Below are 26,182 nucleotides of genomic sequence, written 5' to 3'. Positions count from 1 at the left end.
TCATGATACTAAACTATTTTAAAATTGCGTGGAGAAACCTTTTAAAGAATAAGGGGTTTTCGTTTATCAATATTTTTGGATTGAGTATTGGTGTCGCTGCCTGTATTTTAATAGCGATATACATTCTTCATGAGAGTAGTTATGATAAACACATAACAAACTCTGAGAATATTTACAGGATGACTACCGATTATTCCAAAGTTCGTGGCTTAAATGGAACAGGAATCTTTTTTTCTGCCAACACAGCACCAACGGTACTGAACGACTTTGAAGAAGTGGAAAACACAGGAAGACTAATGGCCGTACAATCATTTTACGGTGCAGGAAGTAATGACATACGATTTGATGGTGAGGCGACACAACATTATGAAGAAGGTTTTGCCTATGCAGACCAATCTATAATTGATATTATGGATGTTCAAATGGTATATGGAGATGCTAAAACGGTATTAACAAACCCTAAAACCATTGTTATTTCAAAAAAAATAGCAAATAAATACTTCAAAAATCAAAATCCAATTGGGCGTTCCATGTATTTAAATGGTAATAATCAAGACCCGTTTAAGATTAGTGGTGTCATGAAGGACTTTGCCACTAACTCGCATATGAATTACGACTTTTTAATGACGTTAAAAGATGTAGAGTTTGGTGAGGGGACACTAAACGATTGGAGTTTTTGTGCCTATTTCACCTATGTACTGCTCAAACCAGATATAGATATAAAAGCTTTTGAGCAAAATATGAATACTATCTTAATTAAGAGGTATTTGAAGCCGGCATACAAAGCGGCTGGGTTTCCTAGTTGGGTTCATTTGGAAGAGCGCATGAAAATAGGATTGCAGCCCCTAACCGATATTAACTTATACTCTTCACATATTTTTAGTCAATTAAATTTTAGTAATGATATAAAGACCATTTGGATTTTTGGTATAGTGGCTTTGTTTATTCTTATAATCGCTAGTATTAATTTTGTAAACTTATCTACCGCAAAATCAGCTAATAGAGCTAAAGAAGTTGGGTTAAGAAAAGTAGTAGGGTCAACACGTAGGCAACTTATAGGTCAGTTTTTGGCCGAATCTATACTAATTTCACTTATAGCCTTTAGCATAGGTATTGTGTTATCTGCATTATGTATGCCTCTATTTAGAAGCATGTGTGGCATCCATTTAGTAATGCCTTGGTCAAGTGTTATGTTTATAGCTACTACCCTATTAACTTCTCTTATAGTTGGCATATTAGCAGGGTTATATCCTTCATTTTACCTCTCAAAATTTAATCCAGTTAATGTACTTAAAGGAAGACTTAGCATAGGAAATAAATCAAATGGATTAAGAGGAGGGTTGGTCGTATTTCAATTCGTCATTTCTATTGTTTTAATTGTAGGAACGCTTATAGTTAACAAGCAATTACAATTTATTTTGAATTCTAAAATAGGGTTTGAAAAAGATCAAGTAGTGCAACTATACAGTACCAATGTGTTAAATTTTAAAACAAAATCATTCAGAGATGAGTTAAAAACAATACCTGGAGTCGCAAATGCAAGTATTAGTGATTTTTTACCTCTCAAAGGATCCAATAGAGGCGGAGAATACTTTGTGAAAACAGAAAAGATTGGTATTGATGAAAGCATATATGCGCAATTATGGAGTATTGATGAGAACTATATTGAAACATTAGGAATACAACTACTTGAAGGGCGTAACTTTTTCAAAAAAGATAAAGCAGATAGAGAAACTATCATTATAAACCAAGCTCTGGTAAAAGCATTACATCTGGAAAATCCTATAGGGAAAAATATTTCAAGGGAAGGCGGAAGAACCTGGGAAATAGTAGGTATAGTAGAAGATTTTAATTATGATGGCATGAAACAAACTATAAAACCGCTTTGTTTCGTTAACAACATGAGTAATAGTGTGATGTCTGTAAAATTAAATACTACAGATGTATCTGCGACTCTTGCTGCTATTGCCCAGAAATGGAAAGCGTTTGTCCCTGATATGGCATTTCGTTATAAGTTTATGGATGCTTCATTTGCTAACATGTATAAAAATGTGAGTAGGATAAAAGCCGTTTTTACCACGTTTGCCATTTTAGCGATTCTAGTGGCGTGTCTTGGCCTGCTGGCGCTTTCGGCGTATATGGTGGAACAACGTAATAGGGAGATGAGTATTCGTAAGGTATTAGGAGCCTCAGTTCAAACAATCTTCAAATTACTTACCAAAAACTTTATTGTATTAGTTATCGTGGCATTAATTATTGCCGTGCCTATTGCCTATTACATAATGAAAACATGGTTACATGATTATGAATATCGAATAGATATATCATGGACTGTATTTGCCATTGCAGGAGTTGTAGCCATTGCAATCGCATTAATGACTATAAGTTACCATGCCATTAAATCTGCACTTATTGATCCTGCTAAAGTTTTAAGAACGGAATAAAATCATCAATAGGTACTGAAATAAATTTAGTACAAAAAACGAATAATCATGATACGAAACTATTTTAAAATCGCCTTTAGGAATCTTAAAAAACAACCGTTTTTCACATTTCTAAACATCTTTGGACTAACTATAGGTATGGCAGGTAGTTTATTAATTGCATTGTATATCTATGACGAATTGAATTATGATACGATGTTTCCTGATGCAGACCGTATACATCGTATTAACCTGGATATCAAGTTTGGGGGAGATATAAGCAATTTTGCCGAGGTTTCCAGCCCCGTAGCTGAAGTTTTGGAAAATGATGTACCTCAAATAGAGTTAGTCACACGCTTTCGTAATAGAGGCAATATGCTAATAAAGAAAAGTGAAACTGCTGTAAATGTAAAGGAACAGGATGTTAGTTATACAGACCCGAGTTTCTTTGATATGTTTGGGATTGACTTATTATATGGCGATAAAACATCTGCTTTAAGTGAACCAAATACATTGGTTTTAACTAGAACAGCAGCCGAGAAACATTTTAAAATAGAAGACGCTGTTGGACAAAACCTTATTTTAAATAATGGTGATACCTATGTAGTAACAGGGGTTATAGAAGATTTGCCAAAAAACTCGCTTTTACGAAATCATAGTGTGTTTTTAGCAATGGCTGGTAATCAGGAAGAACAAGAGAACAATTGGGGAAGTAATAATTTCCCAACATTTATAAAGCTTTTACCTACTGCTAATATTCAAGATGTTCAAACCGCTTTAGATGGATTTTTCAAGAAATACTTTATTCCTTTTGCGCAGCCTTACATGCCTGGTATGACGGAAGAGCAATTTTTAGCATCAGGTAATTATTATAATTTCAGTACCATTAAGTTACAGGATATTCATTTGCATTCTAATAGGTTCCCTGAAATGAGTCCTAATGGAAGCATTCAGAATATTTATATTTTATCATTTATAGGTCTCTTTCTTATTATTCTGGCAAGTGTTAATTTTATGAACCTGTCTACAGCACATTCTCTTAAACGTGCAAAAGAAGTAGGTATTAGAAAAACATTGGGATCTGGTAAATCTGCTTTGGTAAGTCAGTTTTTAGCAGAATCGGGTGTAATAACATTTATAGCATTATTAGTGGCTATTGCAGTTGCAGCTTTGGCACTTCCTTTTTTTAATGTACTCGCTGATAAGACCATGGAAATCCCTTATGGGAATCCTTTATTTTGGTTAGTTCTGGTTATATGCACATTAGTGCTTGGTCTTTTATCGGGAATATACCCTGCGTTTTTCATGTCACGCTTTATTCCTGTAAAGGTGCTTAAAGGAAGTGCTAATAATAGCCATAAAGGTGGTGGTATTAGAAGTTCATTAGTTGTATTTCAATTCGCTATTTCGGTGTTTTTAATCATTAGTACGTTGGTGGTTTTTCAACAGTTACAATACATTCAAAATAAAGATGTGGGCTATGCAAAAGATCAGGTTTTGGTAGTTCAGGATGTTGGAACATTAGGTAGTCAACAACAAGCATTTAAACAACAAGTGAAACAATTAGCAAGTGTAAAACAGGCTAGTTTAAGTAGCTATTTACCAATACCTTCTTACAGAAGAGATAGGAGTTTTTACGAAGAAGGTGCTATCTCTCAGGAGAATGCATTACAAATGCAGAGTTGGGATGTAGATGTAGATTATTTGTCAACACTAGATTTAGAGTTGGTGGCTGGTAGAGATTTCAATAAAAAGTATGGTAGCGATTCGCTTAGTATTATAATAAATGAAGCAGCTGTAAAAGTGTTGGGAATTACAGCAGAAGAAGCTTTAAGCAAACGATTCACATATGATCTAGGGGAAGAAAACCCTAGGTTTTTCAAAGTTATTGGCGTGGTAAAAGATTTTCATTTTGAAACATTACGAAATGATATAGCCGCATTAAGTATGCATATTGGAGGTTATGCCAATGATTTGGCAGTAAAAATAAATGGAGGCGATTATGCTACAACTGTAGCTAGTATTGAAAATATCTGGAAAACTACGGCACATGGGCAATCGTTTAATCATTATTTTATGGAAGACTCTTTTAATAATACCTATAATACAGAACAACGTTTAGGGCGTATTTTTATAACCTTTACCATTCTATCCATTTTTATTGCTTGCCTTGGGTTGTTTGGGTTGGCCGCTTTTAGTGCTGAAAAACGAGCCAAAGAAATAGGTGTTCGAAAAGTGTTAGGAGCCAGTGTGGGACAAATCACTTACAAGCTTTCTGTAGACTTTTTAAAATTAGTAGGGATCTCTATTGTAATAGCATTACCATTGGCCTGGTATGCTATGAATAGGTGGTTAGAAGATTTTGAATATAGTATTACTATTGGGTGGAGTGTGTTTGTATTAGCTGTGGTTTTAGCGCTTTTTGTTTCAATTTTAACTATAAGTTTTCAGAGTATAAAAGCGGCTATTGTTAATCCTATTAAAAGTTTAAGAACCGAATAAATCATCAATTAATGCTGAACTTGTTTCAGTGACATCAATCTAAAAAAATCATGACACATAATTATTTTAAAATCAAATTAAAAAGTACTATTAAAAGACGTGTTTTAGGTATTGTCTTTGTAATAGGTTTTACATCTGTATTTGCACAAAAAGAAGGGATTATTCCAGATTTAACAAAATGTAATGATACTACATTATGGCATTTACATAATAGAACGCTTATCGTTAATAATGGAGAAGTTCACCTTAGTGGAGACCCAAAAGATGGTGTTTTATGGTTGAAGTCACCTGTATTTAAAAATGGACAAATTGAATTAGATATAAAAGGAAAAGATTTAAAAGGACGAAGTTTTATAGGTGTAGCATTTCATGGAATAGATAACGAAACTTATGATGCTGTTTACTTTAGGCCATTTAATTTTCAAAATCCCCAGAAGAAAGCGCATTCTATTCAGTACATATCCCATCCGCAATTTACATGGTTTAAACTAAGAAAAGATGCTCCTAAAGTTTATGAAAATGCTATAGATATTCCATTAAATCCTAATGAATGGTTTCATGTAAAACTAGTGGTAGAGTACCCCTCCGTAAAAGTGTATGTAAATGATTCAGAAACACATTGTTTGAGTATAGATCAACTAAGTTCGCAAAAACAAGGTTGGATTGGGTTTTGGGTTGGAAATAATTCAGAAGGGACATTTAAAAACTTAAGAATCTATCCTAAAGAGAATTAAAATTATGATACGTAATTATTTTAAAATCGCATGGCGTAACCTTATTAAAGATAAGCTTCAAACTAGTATTAATTTATTAGGGCTTACCATAGGTATGGTGAGTTGTTTAGCTATACTGGTTTATGTTGTAGCACAGTTTGGGTACGATACGCATTATGAAAATGCAGATTCTATTTATAGGCTTAGAACCAAAATCAAGACAATAAAAAATAATAGTATTAATTCAGACTGGGCTTGCGCTAGTCCACCCATAGCCCCAGCAATGAAAGAAGACTTTCCAGAAGTATCTGAAGTGTGTCGTATCGTTTATTTTGGAAAAGATAATGCATCACTTCTAAGAGTAGATGGAGATGAAGAATCTTACTATGAGTCAGGAGGATATGTAGCGGATTCCACTTTTTTTAAATTATTTGATTATCCATTAATTGAAGGAAATAAAAATGCTTTAAATGCTCCCAATACCGTTGTGCTATCTTCTAAATTAGCCAAAAAGCTTTTTAAAAATGAAGATGCTTTAAACAAAACACTTCTTATAGGCAATAGAGATTTTGAAGCAAAATATACAGTTACAGGTGTTTTTAATGAAGATAATGGAAAAACACATCTAAATCCCAATTATATCATATGCATGCAATCACAAGGCGTAGGCAATTTTGTGATTAATGCTCAAAATTTCGCGACACATAATTTTGTGTACAGTTACATTAAACTAAAGGAAGACACCAATGCAGCTAACTTAGAAAAAAAATTACCCGCTTTTTTAAATAACAGAGGTTCCAAACACATAGAAGCTATGGGTTTTGAAAAAACATTGTTATTACAACCTTTAAAAGATATTCATTTACATTCTAAGGGTATTAGCAGTCAAATTGAAACGGTATCGAATATTGAAAACCTTTATGTGATGCTCATTTTAGGTGGGATCATTCTATTAGTAGCCTGTATTAATTTTATTAATCTAAGTACTGCCAGAACTAGTAAACGTGCCAAAGAAATAGGCGTTCGCAAAGTAATAGGTGCAAGTAAAGCGTCTTTGGCTAGACAGTTTTTAAGTGAATCACTACTCTTATCTCTTTTTGCTGTTATCATAAGTATTCCTATAGTCATATTGTTGTTGCCTTTTATAAATGATATTACACAAGGAGATTTAGCCTTATCACATATTTTCAACATTAAAATCTTAGCATGCTTTATCGTTCTAGGAATCTTTACGGGGCTAATGGCAGGAGCATACCCTGCAATTATTTTATCAGCCATAAAGCCAGTAAAAGTACTTAAAGGTGTTTTTAATTTGCAGCCAAATAATGGTAATCTTCGTAAAGGGTTGGTGGTATTTCAATTTGTAGTTTCAATAACACTCGTTATAGCTGTTACTATAGTTACACAACAATTAAAATATGCTCAAAATATAGATATGGGGTTTGATAAAGAGAACCTTATAACCATAAATTTAGGGAGTAGCGAGGCAATCACAAAATTTGAACCCTTAAGAGAAAAAATATCAACTATTCCAGGAGTATCTGGTGTTTCTGGGAGTAATAATTATCCGTCATTGCCAGTTAGAAACGATATGGGATTTCATCTTCCAGGTCAGGATCCAACCAATCAAACACTTATTTATGTTAATGGTGCTAGAGAAAATTATTTTAACACAGTAGGTACAAAAATACTTAGTGGAAGGGGCTTACAAGCAGGAGATAATATACAAAGTAAAGTTATTGTTAATGAAGCTACATTAAAGGCTTTTAATATTCCTTTAGAAAGTGCTGTTAGTTCAAAAATAGTAGGTATTAATAATGGACAACCTAATGAATTTGAAATAGTAGGTGTTATAGAAGACTACCTTTTTGCATCCTTAAAAGAAACCATTAATCCTATGGTTATACTTTATGATAATACTCCAGACTGGTTAATTACTAAAACAGAATCGGCAGATTTACAATCGTTATTAACTCAATTAGAAGACGCCTGGAAATCTGTAAACCCAAACACACCATTTGTATACACATTTGTAGATGAAGAAGTGGCAAAATTGTTTAAAGAAGAACAGCGCTTGGGTAAAATATCATCATTATTTACATTTCTGGCTATTCTTATAAGTTGTCTAGGGTTGTTTGGTCTGGTTTCTTTTATTGCAGAGCAAAAGAAAAAAGAAATTGGTATTAGAAAAGTATTAGGTGCCAGTATTCAAACGGTAGTACAGTTAATGACGAAAGACTATATCATATTGGTTATGATTGCTTTTATAATAGCGACACCATTAGCCTATTATTTAATGCAACAATGGCTGGAAGATTTTCAATACAGAATAGAGATTAAATGGTGGGTGTTTTTACTAGCTGGGGTTGCAACTTTAATGATTACCCTTTTAACTGTTGGGGTCCAGTCTGTAAAATCAGCAATAGCCAATCCAATTAAAAGTTTAAGAACAGAATAAAATGATACGAAACTATTTTAAAATCGCATGGCGAAATATTGTGAAAAGAAAGGTGTTCGCTGCTATTAATATTTTAGGGTTGGCTATTGGTTTTGGTAGTAGTATTCTAATTTATCTATTTTTAAATTATAACTTATCTTTTGATAATTTTCATAATGAAATTGATCGTATTCATCGAATAACTACAGAAGAACATAGAGGAAATGACGTAGAATATAGTACAAGTGTACCTCCTGCTTTTGCTAAAATTTTTAAAGAAGATTATAGCTATGCAGAAAAAGTAGCAAAAATTGTATTGCAAGATGGGTTTATTATAGATTTTAACGCAAGTGGAACAGAGAAAAAATTAAAGCAAGATATAGCGTTTGTTGAAGAAGATTTTTTTAAAATTTTTAATTTTCCGTTATTAAATGGTAGTAATAATGTATCTCTTTCTGCTCCTAATACAGCTATTGTTACAGAAGAAATGGCAGTTAAAATGTATGGTGATACTGATGTTGTTGGAAAAACATTTGTTTTAGAAAATGATAAAACTATTAAAATTACTGGGGTATTAAAAAGTCTTCCCAAAACATCTTTTTTAAAATCAGAATTGTTTGTTTCATTTCAAAACTTAACCGACTTTTTTGAGTTTGCAGCAGGAGAAAATTGGAATGGTATTACAGATAATTTGCAATGCTTTGCGTTATTGTATCCTAAGCAAAGTATAGCAAAAATAGAAACAACATTATTAGAATTACCCAAAAAACACAGGGCAAGTAGTAAAAATAGACATGTTTATAAACTACAGCCAATGTCTGATGTGCATTTTAACCCTGATTATGGAGGTATAAATCCTACTTTGCTATGGGCGTTTGCAATTATAGGAATGTTTTTAATAGTAATAGCTAGTATTAATTTTATTAATATTTCAACTGCACAAGCTTTTTATCGTTCTAAAGAAATTGGTATAAGGAAAGTACTAGGTAGTTTTAAACGAGACCTTTTTTGGCAATTTTTATCAGAAACGTTTATTATAAGTTCTTTTGCTTTAATAGTAGGGTTGTTATTTGCGTATTTGTTTTTACCATCTTTTAACAGTCTTTTTGAAATTCAATTGACTTTTGAGGGTTTGTGGTCAATAAGGTTTACTGGTTTTATTATACTTATACTATTCATAGTGTCATTTTTATCAGGTAGTTATCCAGGTATATTAATAAGCAAAATAGTTCCTGTTTTGGCCTTAAAAGGAAAGCTTAGTCATAATGTAAGAGGGAGTACAAATACACGCAAAGTACTTGTTGTGATACAATTTACAGTTTCAATTGTATTAATTGCCTCAACAATCATCATGTCTAAGCAAATAGATTATTCTATTAATGCAGATTTAGGTTTTGATAAAGAATCTATTGTAATGGTTACTATTCCAAGGGGTATTGATGATGAAAAATTTTATAGTCTTAAAGGACGTTTAGAGCAAATATCAGGCGTAGAGCATGTTTCGGGTTGTTTAAGCAGTCCTGGAGCATCCGAAAATATTTGGACTACCAATATAAAGTTTCATACCAGATCTGAAGATGAAGAGTTTAATGTATCTTCTAAATTAGGAGACGAGGATTATATTAAAACATTTAATATAGAATTAGTAGCAGGTAGAAATTTTATAAAAAGAGATATTATAGATGAGGTTTTAGTTAACGAAAAATTGAGCGAAAAATTGGGGTTATCTGCAGAGGATATGCTCAACAAACAAATTTATTTAAATGGAGGCAATATAAAAGCGAATATTGTAGGTGTGGTTAAAAATTTTCATGATGAAAACTTCACGAAAGCCATTAGTCCTGTTTTTATAGCTCCTAATACAATTGCTTATGGCGAAATTGGTTTAAAAATTAATCATAATGGTATAAATAATACATTATCCCTAATTAATGAAAAATGGTCCGAGACCTTTAAAGGAAATATTTTTGAATATCGTTTTTTAGATGAGCATGTAGCAGAGCAATATGAGAGGGAGCAACGCTATTTAAATTTATCTAAAGTGTTTTCTGGTTTAGCTATTCTAATTGGGTGTTTAGGTGTTTACGGTTTGATTTTATTTTTTGTAAATCAACGTATTAAAGAAATTGGAGTTAGAAAAGTATTAGGTAGCAGTGTAAGAAGTATTCTAACTTTATTCTCTTATGATTTTATTAAACTCATTTTAATTGCTGGAGTTATTGCTACACCAATTGCTTGGTATATCACAGAACAATGGTTGAGAGAATATGCTTTTAGAACAGATATTAAATTGTGGTATTTTATTATAGCAATTGTGTGTATTATGTTAATAACATTTGTTACTATGAGTTACCAAACTATTAAAGCAGCCATTGCAAACCCTATAAAAAGTTTAAGAACAGAATAAAATTCAAAACGTATCAATATAAAGAACAATTATGCAAGATTTAAAAAAACTTTTATCCTTTTTCACTATCGCTTTATTATGTCTGTCTAATACTGTAGTAGCACAAAATAAATATGAAATACAAGACTCTATTTTTTCTAACACATTAAATGAATACAGGAAATACAGGGTAGTCTTACCTGCAGATTATTATCCAAAATCAGACAAAAAATATGATGTTATTTACGTGTTAGATGGTGAAACAGTAGTAAATGTGGTGTCACCAACCCACCGACTTGCATCAGATTGGCAAGCAATACCAAGATGTATTATTGTTGGAATAGACAACAAGTTTGTTGATGGTGAAGTGATGAGAGATCGTGATTTACTGCCAACTCATGATAAGCGTTCTCCTTTATCTGGAGGGGCAGATAATTATATCAAATTCATTAAAGAAGAATTAATGTCTCATATTAATAAAACCTATGCTACATCAGATTACAACATACTTTTTGGGCACTCTCATGGTGGTACATTCGCTATTTACAGTATGTTAAAAGCGCCTAATCTATTTAGTGCCTACATAACAGCAGACCCATCTTTATGGTGGGATGATAGATATGTAACTAAACTGGCAAAAGAAACATTACCTGATCTTTTAAATTTAGATGTGAAACTATTTATAAGTGGTAGAGAAGGTAGACCATATAGGGGGATGGGAATTGAAGCTGTAGAGAATGTTTTAAAGGAAAATTCCCCTAATAACCTCTATTGGAAAAGTATAGCTTATGAAAATGAAACACACATTACCATTTTATTAAAAACCATTTATGACGGATTGAAATTTGTGTATCCAAATTTTAAAAAATAACCCACTATGGATTGGAACCCCATAGTTTTAAACAAAAGAATGACATTCTTCTTTAATGCAAGACTGTCATTCCTGCGAAGGCAGGAATCCAAGAACCAAGACTAGATTCCGCATCAAGTGCGGAATGACAAATCGATTGAAAAAGGTTTATAGAAACTAAAGTAACTGTAATGGAATTGAAGGGTTTTAACTTTATAATAAAAATACTATGTTTAAGAATAATTTAAAGTTTGCATTAAGGGTTTTTGGTAGAGAGAAGTTCTTTACTGCTATTAATATTGGGGGATTGGCATTAGGTTTTGCAGTATGCATTCTTGTTTTAGGATATGTAACCTTTGAGTTTTCATATGAAGAACATATTAAAAATAGAGCAAACGTATATAGAGTCACTACAACGAGATATGTACATGATAAAAAGGTATTTGAGGGTACTAAGGGCCCTTCAATACTAGAACAAATTGCTCCTGTTGAAATACCAAATATCGAACATGCAACAAGAGCTTACTTTGAACCTTGTTTGGTTAGAACAGACGAAAAGAAATACGCTAAACAAAAAGTGTATTGGGTAGATAAAGATTTTCTGAAAGTTTTTAAAGGGATACTAATTTCAGGGAATCCAGATACAGCTTTAGATGCACCTTTAAAAATGGTGCTTACAGAAACTAGAGCCCATGTGCTTTTTGGTAACGAGGATCCCATAGGTAAGGAGGTGAAAGTGAATGAAGGAATGCCTTTTAAGGTAACAGGAGTTGTAAAAGACCCACCGTTAAATACCCATTTTAAATACGAATATTTAGCTACACTTGATACTTGGGTACATTATGGCTGGATTCCAAAAGAAGGAGACTGGCGTTGGAACTTTGGCCAGAATTATATAGCCGTATCAGATCAGGGTTCAAAAGATAATATTCAAAAGACATTAAATAACTTAAGTCTTCTACATGTAAATCCTGAAAAAAGTGAAGGTAAAAAGATAGAATTTGGGTTACAGCCCATTGAGGATATTCACTTGACTTCTAATTATAATGATGAATTAGAAGCTAACGGCAACCTAAATCAGGTTTATATCATAATGGGGGTTGGTATTGCTATTTTAATTATTGTTTTCATCAATTTTATAAACCTAAGCACCACACTTTCGTTGCGTAGATCAAAAGATACTGGAGTAAGAAAAACATTAGGAGCTTCTGGTTTACAATTAAAAATTCAATGTTTTATTGAAGCTTTTTTATTAAATATTACAGCATTAGTAATTGCCGTAATTATAGTATTAATTAGTACGTCATTTATAGAAAGCTATTTTAATATTTCACTTAGCTTTAAAGTACTTTCTAAACCATTGTTTTGGTTTTTGGGCATTTTAATCTTCGGTATATGTGTACTGGCTGTTAGTTTTTACCCCGCATTTGTATTAACCTCAATAGATGTTAATACAGCTATAAAAGGAAAAATTGTAAAAGGAAGAACAAGCCATGCCTATATTAAACAAGCACTTTTAGTAGTGCAGTTTTGTGCATCAATCTTTCTTACTATAGCCGCTTACGTGGTATATCAACAAGTAGATTTTATGCAAAACTATGATTTGGGTATTAATACCAATCAAGTGCTCGTTTTGCAGGCGCCTACAAGTTTAAATGCAGGTGGGTGGCGTTCTTATGATGAAATAGCAATAAAAAATAACAAGTATAATGTGCTCAGACAACAACTTTTGCAAAATTCTGCATTAAAAGAAGTAGCATCATGTTACAGTATACCAGGAGAAGCAGCAGAGCTTTTACGCCACAGTGTTAAGCTTAAAAGTAGTGGAGAAGCTATACAAACTGAAGTGGAGGAACGTCTTATAGATGAAAATTTCTTTCCATTGTATGAAGCAGAAATTTTGGCAGGAAAAAACTTTGAAATAGATCCTACACAACAAAAAACCGAAACCATTATTAACGAAAAAGCTCTAGAGTTGTTGGGGTTTGAAAATCCAGAAGAAGCTATAGGTCAAGAGGTTTTCTTAGAAGAAGGCTTGTGGAAAATAAGAGCTGTTGTAGCAGATTTTCATATGAAATCCTTATCTGATCCAATTGTACCTACTTTTTATTCAAACAGACACCCTTTTGCTTTTGGTCATTATTTAGTTAAGCTGAGTCCTCAGAATCTTAGAGCACAAATGGATTTTATAGAATCTAAATGGCATACTATGTATCCAGAAGATCCCTTTTTGGCACATTTTTCCGATAGTTTTTTTAATAAACAGTATAATCAGTACAAGCAATTTGGAAATATTTTTAATGCCCTTACCATATTGGCAATTTTGATAGCTAACCTAGGACTTCTAGCTATGGTTTCTTTAACTACGGTAGAGAATTTAAAAGCGATCGCTGTAAGGCGCGTTTTAGGAGCTGATAACAAAGCGGTTTTTATGCTGATGTCTAAGGGTTACATAATGCTTATAATTATTGCGGCAACTATTGCTATTCCGCTAACTTGGTGTTTTTTAATGAACTGGCTTAACAATTTTGCATATAGAATAGAAATTCAAAGCTTAGTTTTTGTTAGTGCTGTTTTGTTGATACTCATGGTGGCAGTATGTAATATCATGTACTATGTGTTAAAAGTTTTAAAGTTAAACCCAGCAGTTATTATAAGAGAAGAGTAAAGTAATCTCAAAACATTATGATTAAAAATTATTTCAAAATAGCTTTAAGGAACCTTTTTAAAAATAAGGGTTATACATTGATAAATATAGGAGGATTGTCTCTAGGTATGGCCATAGTATTACTGATAGGTCTATGGGTTTATGATGAATTAACTTTTGATAAAAATCATGATAATTATGACCATATAGCCCAGGTGATGATGTGGAGAACTCGCAATGGTAAAAAAGCAATTCGTTATGCTATGCCTTATCCTTTGGGGAATGAATTAAGAGAAAAATATGGTGAAGATTTCAAACATGTTGTGATGAGTTCATTTCATGGAGACAATATCCTCTCTTTTGAGGAGAAAAATTTGTCATTACGAAGTGGTTTCATGGAATCTGGAGCACTAAGTATATTCTCTTTAGATATGATTTATGGCAACTGGGATGGATTGAATAATCCAAATTCTATTGTGTTATCTGAAACCGTTTCTAAAGCCTTTTTTGGAACCGAAAACCCCTTGGGAAAAACCATGAAAGTTAACAATGAACTTAATGTGTTAGTTACAGGGGTATATAGAGATATAGCTCATAATACCACATTAAAAGGTCTTGATTTTATTGTGCCCTGGGAGTTATATTCAGTGTTATATCCCTGGGTAAAAGCAGCGAAAGATAACAACCGTTGGGATAATAATTCTTATCAATTATATGTGCAGGTTGCTGATGGTTCAACGATGACTTCAGTAAATGGAAGGATTAAAGATGTCATATATAATAATTTACCTGAATATGGTAGAAAGAGTCAACCAGAATTGGTTTTACACCCCATGAAAAACTGGCATTTGCGTTCAAACTGGAAAAATGGCGTTAATGCAGGAGGTTTTATTCAGTATGTATGGCTATTTGGAACCATAGGGCTATTTGTATTGCTTTTAGCCTGTATCAATTTCATGAATTTAAGTACAGCCCAATCAGAAAAACGCGCTAAAGAAGTTGGTATTAGAAAAACGGTGGGGTCATCAAAATATCAGTTGATTAATCAGTTCTTAAGTGAATCGTTTTTAGTAGTATTAGTAGCATTTACAGTAGCTGTTGTTATGGTATTTATAGCGATGCCCTGGTTTAATCAACTGGCAGATAAACAAATAGTGTTTCCTTTTAAAAGTGTTACATTTTGGGTTGTGAGTGTTGTTTTTGTTTCACTTACCAGTATTCTGGCAGGGAGTTATCCAGCGTTATATTTATCTTCATTTCGTCCGGTTAAAGTACTAAAAGGAACCTTTAAAACAGGTAAATCAACAACGTCGTTTCGTAAAGCACTAGTAGTCGTTCAGTTTACAGTATCTGTTATATTGGTTATAGGAACTATTGTTGTAGAAAAACAGGTAGACTATTCAAAAAATAGACCTATAGGTTATAATATGAATAGTTTAATAATGATAGAAAAAACAACTAATAATTTTGATGGTAAGTATAACGTTATTCGTAATGAGCTTATAAACAGTGGGGCCGTTGTAGAAATGGCCGAATCGTCAAGTCCTTTAACAGATGTTTGGAGTACTAATGGCGGATTTGAATGGAAAGATAAAGATCCTAATTTTATAACTAGTATAGCAACTAATAGTGTGTCTCATGATTATGGGAAAACAGTAGGTTGGGATTTGGTTCAGGGACGAGATTTTTCAAGAACTTTTGCTACAGATTCTACAGCATTTATCCTTAATGAAGCGGCTGTAAAATACATGGGGTTAAAAGATCCTGTTGGAAAAACCATAAGATGGAATAATGGAGAGCATCAGGTAATTGGGGTGGTTAAAGATATTTTGGCTAAATCTCCCTTTGAACCTGTATTGCAAACGGTGTATATGATTAATTATCCTAATACGAATTGGATAGAATTAAAATTAAATCCAGAAAGAAGCATTACATCATCTTTGTCGTCTGTAGAAGCGATATTATCTAAACATGTGCCTAATGTACCTTTTGATTACCAATTTGTTGATGATACGTTTGCTGAAAAATTTGAAGCCGTAGAGCGTATTAGAAAGTTATCAACCATATTCGCAATTTTTGCCATTTTTATCAGTTGTCTAGGACTCTTTGGTTTAGCATCCTTTATAGCAGAGCAACGTACAAAAGAAATTGGCATTCGAAAAGTAGTAGGTGCTTCCATATTTAGTTTGTGGCAATTATTGTCTAAAGACTTTGTGAAACTGGTGATGCTTGCTATTATTGTAGCAACGCCTTTGGCTTATTTTGGCGTTACCAAATGGCTAAATAATTATACGTATCGAACAGAAGTATCCTGGTGGGTTTTTGCAATTTCAGGAATTGGAGCCATTGGAATTACATTATTCACTGTAAGTTTTCAGGCCTTAAAAGTGGCTGTTACTAATCCTATAAAAAGCTTAAGAGCAGAATAAAATAATTATGTCTTGCAATAAGACACTAAAAAATTAAAAAATGAATAATAATGATGATATACTAAAAATAATAAAGGATACTAAGGTAGAATACGATATGCTCCTTAATATCATTACAAATTTATCGACTCTTGACAAAGAGGATCTGTTTTATGTAGAGGTTCTAGTTAATGAAGTCATGAAAACCAAGCGTTAAAAATTAAAAAAAATAAACAAAAATGATACTACAACTTAAAAATATTTTTAAATGGGTAAACTCAGGAGGAAATCGCATTTTCTTATTGAACGATATTGATTTTACCGTTAATGAAGGCGAATTTATATCCATTATGGGACCATCGGGTTCTGGTAAAACAACATTGCTTAATGTCATTGGGATGTTAGACGGTTTTAATGAAGGTGAATACACGTTTCTTGATGAGTCTGTTCATGATTTAAAAGAAAAACATCGTGCAAATTTGTATAAAGAGTATATCGGATTTGTATTTCAAGCTTACCATTTAATTGATGAATTAACAGTCTATGAAAACATAGAAACCCCTTTATTGTATAAAAAACACAGTTCTTCAGAGCGTAAAGCGATGGTGGCCGATATGTTAGACCGTTTTAATATTGTAGGTAAAAAGGATTTATTTCCATCGCAGTTAAGTGGCGGTCAACAACAGTTGGTAGGCATAGCAAGAGCTTTGGTTTCTAGCCCAAAACTCATTTTGGCCGATGAACCAACGGGTAACCTAAACTCAACACAAGGTGAAGAAATTATGCAATTGTTTAAAAAATTGAATGATGAGGGAGTTACTATCATTCAAGTAACGCATTCTGAAAAAAATGCGGCTTACGGTTCACGTACCATACATTTAAAAGATGGATTAATCGTCAATAATTGATTTTGAAATATACTTATGATTAAAAGAATAATAATATTAAGTGTTTGGGGATTATGTTCAAGTTTAGGGTTCGGACAGGACAGCGTGCCATCAAGTTTTACCTTAGAAGAGTGTATTACAATGGCTATTGAAAATAACTTGGATTTAAAAAGTGCAGAACTAAGAAAGAAATCCTCTAAGGTTAATTATAAACAATCGATAAACGAATTGCTTCCTAACCTAAATGCAAATTACAATATAGGTGTTAATGATGGGCGTAGTATAGACCCTTTTACCAATAGCTATATTAACAGGGAACTAACGTTTTCTAATTTAGGCGTTAACTTAAACATGACCGTTTTTAATGGCTTTAGGGTTTTAAATAGCATTAAACAAAGTAAGTTTAACCTAAGGGCAGCAGAAATGGAAGAAGAAGGGGCTAAACAAAATTTGATTTTAGATGTAACCATAGGCTACATTCAAATATTAAATAGCCGAGATGCGTTCGAGCTTTCAAAGGCTAGGTTAAAAACTACAGAAGTTCAATTAAAAAGGCTAGAAGCAAATTATAAAGAAGGTGTTGGGAATCCTGCCGACTATACAGATATGAAAGGGCAGTATGCTTTAGATGAGGTTGCTATTATTGATGCTGAGAATAATTTTAAGTCGGCAGTGTTGGATTTTATAAGATTGCTAAACATAGAGGGTTCATCGCAAAAACAATTTAATAATATTTCTGGTTTGATCAATTCTGAAAAGTATCAGCTTTCTGCAAACGATGTATATCATGATGCGTTGCAAAACTTGGCAACTTTTAAATCGAGGCAATTAAGAATTGATGCCGCTAATAAAGGTATAAAAGTGGCTAGAGCGAATTATTTACCAGAGGTGTCTGTTTTTGGACAGCTAAACACAAATTATTCCAGTTTGGCAGAGACATTTACAGAAACAGGTACTGCTATTATAGAAACGGGTGATTTTGTTACCATTAATAATCAAGATTTTCCTGTACTTAAAAATGAAACACAATTTGAAGGCAAAAAAATAGACTATATGGATCAGTTCGATAATAACTTAAATACGGTTGTTGGAATATCTGTCCAAATGCCATTATTTAATGGGTTTCGAGCTAAGAACAATGTGAAACTTCAAAAAATTCAATTAGAAGAATCTCAATTAGAACTTCAAAACACAAAACTGCTTTTTAAGCAATCTATACAACAGGCGCATAACAATATGGAAACAGCTTATAACAAGTATCATGTTTTACTAGAACAGGTTGCAGCATTTGAAGAATCTTATCGTGTTAATGAAGTTAGGTTTAATAATGGTGTATCTAACATAGTAAACTATATTGTTAGCAAAAATAATATGGACAATGCCAAGCTTAATTTAAGTAGGGCGAAATACGAATATTTATTACGTGTTAAAGTTTTAGACTTTTATAGAGGCATTTATTGAACCCCATCTTTAACGCATTACTTTACATTAACGAACTTACCTTAAATAGATTATGAAAAATATTCTGAGTGTTTTTTGTTTGCTTTTGGTATTAGCTGAAAATTCATTTTCTCAAGCAGAACAAACAGGAAGCGCCTTTTTAAAAAAATATACAGTAACAGTAAAGGAAATAAAAGAAGACCTTCAAATTTTAAAACGTCATTTAGAAACTGTTCAAGCTGGATTATATACATATACAAGTAAAGCAAAAATGGATCAGGTTTTTGATGACATTGAAGCATCAGTAAATCAACCTATCTCATCTATCGAGTTTTACAGAAAAATTGTTCCTCTTTTACAGCATATAAAAAATGGACATACTAATATCATGCCTCATTTGGCCTATGAAGAAGCCATAAATAATTCTTTTACGTTATTTCCGTTTGATGTCTATTTTGATAAGGGCTCTCTCTATGTGCTTAAAAATAATTCTGCCAATCCTTCTATAAAAGAAGGAAGTGTCATTAAATCTATTAATGGTGAAGATGCGTCAAGTATTTTTAAAGAATTAGCCGTGAAATCCTCCAGAGATGGAGACAACAGAACCTTTCCAGAAATGGTTACAACTCTAGAGTTTAATAAACTGTATTCTAAATTAAAAGATGTATATCCCATATATAAAACTAAGTTTATTACTCCCAAAAATGAACTATTAGACATCCCTGTTAAAGGACTAACACTTAAAGAGATTGCTGAAAATAAATTAAAAAGATATAAAGATGATGGAAAATGGTGGGGGGAAACAAACAATCCTGTTTTAAAACTAAAGATAAATAATGACATTGCTACAATGGAAATAAGGACTTTTTCCATTTATTATGCACGTAGGGTTAAACAGAAATTTAAAAGATTCTTTAACAAAGCATTTGATAAAATTGAAGAAGCAAACGTCAAGCATCTTATTATTGATCTTAGGTATAATGGGGGAGGTGATGAAATGCCTACTATTGAATTACTTTCGCACTTGCTGGATAAACCGTTTACATTCTATAAAGATATGTACACAATTACCAATAAGGTTCCTAATATGGAACTGTACGATGAAAGTAAATTTGAAATGAACTTTTTGTACCCATTGTTTAAACTAAAAAGAAATGGAGATGTTTACAGAGTAAAAGGAATACCAGGTATGAAAGAAGTTCAGCCTTCAAAGTCGGTTTATAAAGAAAAAGTATATGTTTTAACCAACGGTCTTTCTTTTTCTGCAACAGGTGAGTTTGCATCATTTTTAAAAAATGCAGATCGAGCAATGTTTATTGGCGAAGAGGTAGGTGGCAACACAAACCAAAATGTGAGTGGTACTACTGTAACACTTACGCTTCCAAATTCTAAAGTTAGAATACGAATTCCAATGGAGCTCTTTAAATTAAATGTAAGTCATGAAAAAACAAATCATGGTGTCATTCCCGACTATTATGTAAGACCGTCTATTACAGACAAACTAACAGGCAAAGATCCTGAAATGGATTTTGTATTAAATATGATCAAAAAAACGAATAAATAAAACATATTTTAACAGTTAATGTAAGTATTGGATAGCTATTGCCAAAATTGAAACTGGAGTGTTTAATAAATGAGATAGCAATTAAATAACTATACCTGATTATCTAATACGGCATTAGGAATAAAGATATGTGGTCATATGAAACTAATCTATTTTCTATCCTTTAGGTTTTATTACCTTTGCAAGACTTAATACATGCGTTATGATATATTCAATGACAGGTTATGGAAAATCTGTATTGCAATTACCCACAAAAAAAATAACAATAGAGCTAAAATCTCTTAACAGTAAAAATTTAGATTTAAATGCGAGGATGCCCTCGATTTATAGAGAAAAAGAATTAACCATTCGAAAACTTCTTGCTGCGAAATTAGTACGCGGAAAAGTTGATTTTTCTATCTATGTTGAAGCCACTGCAGAAGATACCTCGACACAAATAAATACACCTGTTGTTAAACAATATATGGAACAGTTAAAACATGTTGTTGATGGGGATGCTATTGAGCTTCTTAAAATGGCGGTACGTTTTCCTGAAGCCTTAAATACTGTGCGTGAGGAAATTGACGAAGATGAATGGAAGGCTATCGAGGTACAAATTAATACAGCTATAGACGATTTGATCAATCATAGATTGGATGAAGGGAAAGTACTTGAGCAGGATTTTAATAAACGTGTGATTGCCATTGAAAATATACTTGAGCAGGTTATAGCGATGGATCCTGAACGCGTTGAAGCCGTTCGCGAACGTTTACTCAAAGGTGTTGAAGACTTAAAAGAAAAATATGACGAAAACCGCTTTGAGCAGGAGTTGGTTTATTACATTGAAAAATTTGATATTACAGAAGAAAAAGTACGTTTAAAAAACCATTTGGATTACTTTACAGAATGTATAAACTCCAAAGACTCCAACGGAAAAAAACTTGGGTTTATCGGTCAGGAAATGGGCAGGGAAATAAATACCATTGGTTCTAAAAGTAATTATGCCCCTATGCAACAGTTAGTGGTTCAAATGAAAGATGAGCTTGAAAAAATTAAGGAACAATTATTAAATGTGCTTTAACTAGTGTTTTTAAGAAAACACCACACTAAGCACAGTCGAAATGCAATCAAATCTAAATTATAAATAACGCTACCATTGATTACTCAAAACAACAATATAAATAAAGGAAAACTCATCGTGTTTTCGGCACCTTCTGGCTCTGGAAAAACAACCATTGTAAAGCATCTATTGGGTATCGAAGATTTAAACTTGGAGTTTTCTATATCGGCAACTTCTAGAGAAAAACGCAACGAAGAAATAGATGCTAAAGATTATTATTTCCTGTCAGCAGAAGAATTTAAGTCCAAAATTAAAAACGATGAATTTTTAGAATGGGAAGAAGTATATCGCGACAATTTTTATGGAACTTTAAAAACAGAGGTAGAGCGCATTTGGGCCATGGGCAAGCACGTTATTTTCGATATTGATGTTTCTGGAGGCTTGCGCATAAAACGAAAATTCCCTGAGGAAACTTTAGCGGTTTTTGTAAAACCACCTAGTATAGATGAATTAAAAATTAGATTGAAAAAGCGCAAAACTGAGAGTGAGGACAAAATAAATATGCGTGTTGCAAAAGCTTCGGCAGAATTAGCAACAGCGCCTTTATTCGATGTTATTGTTGTAAATGATGATTTAGATAAAGCGCTTGAAAATGCACATAAATTGGTGAGTGGTTTTCTAAACTCTTAAAATCATTAGAATGAAAGTTGGCTTGTATTTTGGTTCTTTTAATCCAATTCATATTGGTCATTTGGTTATTGCCAATCATTTGGCAGAACATAGCGACTTAGATCAGGTCTGGTTTGTAGTAACACCACATAGTCCATTTAAAAAGAAACGTACTTTACTAGACAATTATCAGCGTTTAGAAATGGTGTATCGAGCAACTAAAGACTATACAAAGCTTAAACCAAGTGATATAGAATTTAATTTACCACAACCTAATTACACCATAAATACACTTGTTTATTTACAAGAAAAATATCCAGGTAATACCTTTTCATTAATTATGGGTGAGGATAACTTAAAGGGCTTTCACAAATGGAAAAATTACGAGGTAATTCTTGAGAATCATCATATTTATGTCTACCCGCGTATTTCCAAAAATAAGATCGAAACCCAATTTGACAACCATAAAAAAATACATCATATCGATGCTCCAATTATGGAATTGTCTTCCACTTTTATCCGTAATGCTATAAAAGCAGGTAAAAATATTCAGCCCATGCTTCCTCAACATGTTTGGGAGTATTTAGATGAGATGAACTTTTATAAATAATAGAATCCAATAATCATGAAAAAAATAATGCTTTTATTAAGTATGTCTATTATTTTTTGCAGTTGTAAATCGAATAAGCATTTATCATATAATTATGAATCTGAAACATTAAAAATCAAACAACTCAGCGAATGTGTTTTTGTACATATCTCTTATCTAGAAACGAATGATTATGGAAAAGTAGCTTGTAATGGGATGGTGTATTTTAATGACGATGAAGCGATTGTTTTTGATACGCCTATAAATAATGATGTCTCAAAAGAGCTTATACATTGGATTGAAAAAGAGCAAAAAAAGAACATCATAGCCATAGTAGTTACTCACTTTCATGAAGACTGTTTAGGCGGATTACAACAATTCCATAATCATGGAACAAAATCATACGCTAGTAATGCGACCATTAAATTGGTAAAGCAAGACAGTAAAAAAGTGATACCCAAGTATGGTTTCGAAAATAAAACCGAAATCAAAGTAGGTAGAACTTCTGTTTTAACTAAGTTTTTTGGTGAAGGGCATACCAGAGATAACATTGTAGGCTATATTCCAAATGAAAATGCATTATTTGGAGGTTGCTTAATAAAATCGGTAAAAGCAAATAAAGGCTATCTGGGCGATGCTAATACGTTAGAATGGTCTAATACTGTCGAAAAGATTAAAAAAGAAATACCAGATTTAAAAATAGTGGTTCCTGGTCATGGAAAAAGTGGAAGTACAGAACTTTTAGATTACACTATTTCTTTATTTAAAACTTATAAAAAAGCCAACTAAATAATAGTTGGCTTTTCCCAAAATAAAATGCTATTAAATAGATTTTAGTTAAGGATAGGGATTCGTAATAATTGTCCTGGGTAAATTTTGTCAGGATCTGTTAGCATTGGCTTATTAGCTTCAAAAATAACAGGATATTTCATGGCATCTCCATAAAACTCCTTTGCTATTTTTCCTAAAGTATCGCCATTAATAACGGTATGAAATTGTGCTTCAGGTTTTTTGTACACTACTTCCATTCGGTCGTCAACAAGTGCTATGCCTTCAGAGTTTCCAACAACTAATATTATTTTTTCTTTAGTAGCTTGATCATAAGCCAATCCAGTAACGACAGCAATATCGTCATCAATAAAAATATTTAAATTCTCTGCTTGTAATTTTAAGTCTACAATTATTTTTTTAAGTTTTTCTGCAGCTGCTTTTTCTAAAATAAGTTCTTCTACAGTTGCTTTGGCAGTATCTTCTGCATCTGTTGTGCCAATTCCGAATATTTTTGCACCAGCATTTTTAATAAATGAGAATAATCCCATATGTTCAATGTTTTTTGAAGGTTAATGCTTTTTAGACACCCAAAAAAATATAAGGTCACATAATTGTGTGATTTTTTTATGTTTAGCAAAAAAGAAACCGCCTAAAGAATAGTTCTTTAAGCGGTTTCTAAACTAAAAATAACCAACCAAAATTTTAGTGAAACTAATTAATTGAATTAACCTTATTCTATTAAATCAAGGTCTCACTTTATTTCTTTTATTATTTAAACCTAGTATTTTCTCTAGGGTTATCTACTTTATTTTTTCTAAACTTACGTTTCTTATCAACCGAAGTTTTTACTTTTCCTTTTGTATCTCCATTTTTTAGGTATTGAATGTACCCTCTGCCTTCAAACTCATAAACTGTTTCAGACGATGGGTGAAACAACTCTATCTTTCCGTCATTTATAACGCTTAATTCGAAGTGTTCATTGTTGAAGAAATCATAATCTAATGTTAAAGTTTTTAAATACATATCTCCACTAACATCTCCAATACCATATATTCCTGTATAATCCCATATAAGGTTGTTGACTGCGGTATCGTTTTCATCTTGTGAACTTTGAAAAGTAGAATCGTTACCTCCAGCCAAAAACTGTAAATAGTTTTCATTATCAAATTCGTTTATAGCTCCAAACTCACTTGTATAAGTCTTTTCCCAGGCTTCATATTCTTGTAAGAAATAATGAATGTTATCATAGAAAACGAAGTCGTAATCGAAATTGCTACGTTGGTAACCTTCAAGAAAATATGAGGTGTCGTTATTGGGGTTGTAAAGCTCTATGGTATTACTGTTTATTTGAAAAACATCAAAAGTATCAAACCCGTCAATATCATGAGACACGTCTAAAATCATATCGTATGCATCATATCCTCCAACATCAATACCAAAACCGCCGCCATTATCACCTAATCCTACAATGTTATTGTTAGCATATATCACACCGTTTCTAAAAGATATTGTAAATGCTTTTTGTAAAAAAGGTGTTTCGCCAGGTCCTTTGGTGCTATTAATATCAACATACCATAGCTCGTATGAACTTAATAATTGATTTATAGATATTCTAGGTTCATCATCATCAATATTTACTTCGGTATAGCAAGATGTAAACAATGTTGCGATTAAAGCAAAGCTTAAAAGTAATTTTACGGTCCTCATAATCAAGCGTTTTTAAGTTTTATACTTTAGTGTTTTCAAAACACGTGCCAAAAACAATTTCTTAATCTTTTCTTGCCCTAGCAATGATTATTATTTTGTGTATTTTTGGAACAGAAATGATTTATTATTTATGGATAAACCTTTGAAATATGCGGTTTTTGGAGCAGGAAGTTGGGCAACTGCTATTGTAAAAATGCTTTGTGAAAATTTAAATGAAGTTGGTTGGTACATGCGAAGTGTTTATACCAAAGAGCATTTATTAAAAGAGCAGCATAATCCAAATTATTTAAGCTCGGTAGAGTTTCATTTAGAGCAACTAAAACTCAGTAATGATATTAATGAAATAGCAACTTATGCCGATGTTTTAATTTTTGTAATTCCATCGGCTTTTATATATAATGAGTTAGAAAAACTTGATGTTGATATTTCTAATAAAATAATTGTTTCGGCTGTAAAGGGGATTATGCCAGAGTCTGGACTTTTAGTTGGCGAGCATTTTCATGAGTTTCATAAAATCCCATATGATAATATTGCTGTTATTGCAGGCCCTTGTCATGCCGAAGAGGTCGCTTTAGAGCGCTTATCTTATCTAACTATTTCCTGTTCGGATGCAGCAAAAGCCAAAGCTATCTCTAGTAAATTATCTAGTGATTATATAAAAACTAAAATTAGTGATGATATTATTGGTGTAGAATATGCCGTAATGCTTAAAAATATTTATGCTATTGCTGCTGGAATCGCTCATGGTTTGGGATATGGCGATAATTTTCAGAGTGTATTGATGAGCAACTCTATTAGAGAAATGAAACGTTTTATTAAAAAAATGCACAAAATGAAACGTAACATTAATAACTCGGCTTATCTAGGTGATTTATTAGTAACTGGTTATTCGATTTTTTCTAGGAATCGTATGTTTGGCAATATGATTGGCAAAGGGTATACCGTAAAATCGGCTCAAATGGAAATGAATATGGTAGCAGAGGGTTATTATGCTACAAAGAGTGCTCATTTACTTAATCTAAAAAATACTAAAAAAACACAACTTCCAATTATTAATGCTGTTTATCAGATTTTATACGAGGGTAAAAATCCTAAAAAAGTGTTTAGAAAATTAACTGAGAAATTGGATTAATGCTCAATAAAAACCCTT

The 26,182-nt window shown here is 32.4% G+C and carries 18 protein-coding genes; 16 read left to right on the top strand and 2 right to left on the bottom strand.

Annotation, left to right across the window (positions count from 1 at the left end):
- The first annotated feature begins 2 nt into the window (after nucleotides 1-2).
- From HHX25_RS15450 to bla, 15 genes are all read left to right on the top strand, one after another.
- Nucleotides 3-2,444 (top strand): ABC transporter permease, encoded by a 2,442-nt coding sequence (locus tag HHX25_RS15450; RefSeq protein WP_169675368.1) that lies wholly within the window; start codon nucleotides 3-5, stop codon nucleotides 2,442-2,444.
- A 48-nt stretch (nucleotides 2,445-2,492) separates the two neighbouring features.
- Nucleotides 2,493-4,925: an ABC transporter permease gene (locus tag HHX25_RS15445; RefSeq protein WP_169675366.1), complete on the top strand. Its 2,433-nt coding sequence runs from the start codon at nucleotides 2,493-2,495 to the stop codon at nucleotides 4,923-4,925.
- 50 nt (nucleotides 4,926-4,975) lie between these two features.
- The gene (locus tag HHX25_RS15440) at nucleotides 4,976-5,659 is read left to right on the top strand and encodes a family 16 glycoside hydrolase (RefSeq protein WP_169675364.1); all 684 of its coding nucleotides are present in this window, start codon (nucleotides 4,976-4,978) and stop codon (nucleotides 5,657-5,659) included.
- Between the two features lie 4 nt (nucleotides 5,660-5,663).
- Nucleotides 5,664-8,096, top strand: coding sequence for an ABC transporter permease (locus HHX25_RS15435; protein ID WP_169675362.1), 2,433 nt, complete (start codon nucleotides 5,664-5,666; stop codon nucleotides 8,094-8,096).
- A 1-nt stretch (nucleotide 8,097) separates the two neighbouring features.
- The gene (locus tag HHX25_RS15430; RefSeq protein ID WP_169675360.1) at nucleotides 8,098-10,482 is read left to right on the top strand and encodes an ABC transporter permease; all 2,385 of its coding nucleotides are present in this window, start codon (nucleotides 8,098-8,100) and stop codon (nucleotides 10,480-10,482) included.
- A 31-nt stretch (nucleotides 10,483-10,513) separates the two neighbouring features.
- Nucleotides 10,514-11,332 (top strand): alpha/beta hydrolase, encoded by an 819-nt coding sequence (locus HHX25_RS15425; RefSeq protein ID WP_169675358.1) that lies wholly within the window; start codon nucleotides 10,514-10,516, stop codon nucleotides 11,330-11,332.
- A 208-nt stretch (nucleotides 11,333-11,540) separates the two neighbouring features.
- Nucleotides 11,541-13,979 carry an ABC transporter permease gene (locus HHX25_RS15420; protein WP_169675356.1) on the top strand — a complete coding sequence of 813 codons (2,439 nt, stop codon included), beginning with the start codon at nucleotides 11,541-11,543 and terminating at the stop codon, nucleotides 13,977-13,979.
- 17 nt (nucleotides 13,980-13,996) lie between these two features.
- On the top strand, nucleotides 13,997-16,387 hold the full coding sequence (locus HHX25_RS15415) for an ABC transporter permease (RefSeq protein ID WP_169675354.1): 2,391 nt from the start codon (nucleotides 13,997-13,999) through the stop codon (nucleotides 16,385-16,387).
- A 218-nt stretch (nucleotides 16,388-16,605) separates the two neighbouring features.
- Complete coding sequence (locus HHX25_RS15410; protein ID WP_169675352.1) at nucleotides 16,606-17,274, top strand: ABC transporter ATP-binding protein; 669 nt, start codon at nucleotides 16,606-16,608, stop codon at nucleotides 17,272-17,274.
- Between the two features lie 15 nt (nucleotides 17,275-17,289).
- A complete protein-coding gene (locus HHX25_RS15405; protein ID WP_169675350.1) occupies nucleotides 17,290-18,714 on the top strand; it encodes a TolC family protein in 1,425 nt (474 codons plus the stop codon).
- A 52-nt stretch (nucleotides 18,715-18,766) separates the two neighbouring features.
- Entirely contained in the window at nucleotides 18,767-20,257 is a 1,491-nt protein-coding gene (locus HHX25_RS15400; protein ID WP_169675348.1) for a S41 family peptidase, read from the top strand.
- 202 nt (nucleotides 20,258-20,459) lie between these two features.
- On the top strand, nucleotides 20,460-21,317 hold the full coding sequence (locus HHX25_RS15395) for a YicC/YloC family endoribonuclease (RefSeq protein ID WP_169675346.1): 858 nt from the start codon (nucleotides 20,460-20,462) through the stop codon (nucleotides 21,315-21,317).
- Between the two features lie 78 nt (nucleotides 21,318-21,395).
- Nucleotides 21,396-21,986, top strand: a complete 591-nt coding sequence (gene gmk, locus HHX25_RS15390; protein ID WP_394352862.1) for a guanylate kinase — start codon at nucleotides 21,396-21,398, stop codon at nucleotides 21,984-21,986.
- Between the two features lie 10 nt (nucleotides 21,987-21,996).
- Nucleotides 21,997-22,575 carry a nicotinate (nicotinamide) nucleotide adenylyltransferase gene (nadD, locus tag HHX25_RS15385; RefSeq protein WP_169675343.1) on the top strand — a complete coding sequence of 193 codons (579 nt, stop codon included), beginning with the start codon at nucleotides 21,997-21,999 and terminating at the stop codon, nucleotides 22,573-22,575.
- A 15-nt stretch (nucleotides 22,576-22,590) separates the two neighbouring features.
- Nucleotides 22,591-23,343, top strand: a complete 753-nt coding sequence (gene bla / locus HHX25_RS15380; protein ID WP_169675341.1) for a subclass B1 metallo-beta-lactamase — start codon at nucleotides 22,591-22,593, stop codon at nucleotides 23,341-23,343.
- Nucleotides 23,344-23,387: 44 nt separating this feature from the next.
- Here the strand turns inward: bla and lysM are convergent, their stop codons facing one another.
- Together lysM and HHX25_RS15370 are read right to left on the bottom strand one after the other, a co-directional pair.
- On the bottom strand, nucleotides 23,388-23,873 hold the full coding sequence (lysM, locus tag HHX25_RS15375; RefSeq protein ID WP_169675339.1) for a peptidoglycan-binding protein LysM: 486 nt from the start codon (nucleotides 23,871-23,873) through the stop codon (nucleotides 23,388-23,390).
- 220 nt (nucleotides 23,874-24,093) lie between these two features.
- Nucleotides 24,094-25,032: a nicotinic acid mononucleotide adenyltransferase gene (locus tag HHX25_RS15370; protein ID WP_169675337.1), complete on the bottom strand. Its 939-nt coding sequence runs from the start codon at nucleotides 25,030-25,032 to the stop codon at nucleotides 24,094-24,096.
- Nucleotides 25,033-25,162: 130 nt separating this feature from the next.
- Between HHX25_RS15370 and HHX25_RS15365 the strand changes: the two genes are divergently transcribed.
- Complete coding sequence (locus HHX25_RS15365) at nucleotides 25,163-26,164, top strand: NAD(P)H-dependent glycerol-3-phosphate dehydrogenase (protein ID WP_169675334.1); 1,002 nt, start codon at nucleotides 25,163-25,165, stop codon at nucleotides 26,162-26,164.
- Nucleotides 26,165-26,182: the final 18 nt, after the last annotated feature.

Origin of the sequence: Flavivirga algicola (genome assembly GCF_012910715.1) — a bacterium.
GTDB lineage: Bacteria > Bacteroidota > Bacteroidia > Flavobacteriales > Flavobacteriaceae > Flavivirga > Flavivirga algicola.
This window is presented reverse-complemented; position numbering and strand designations above follow the sequence as displayed.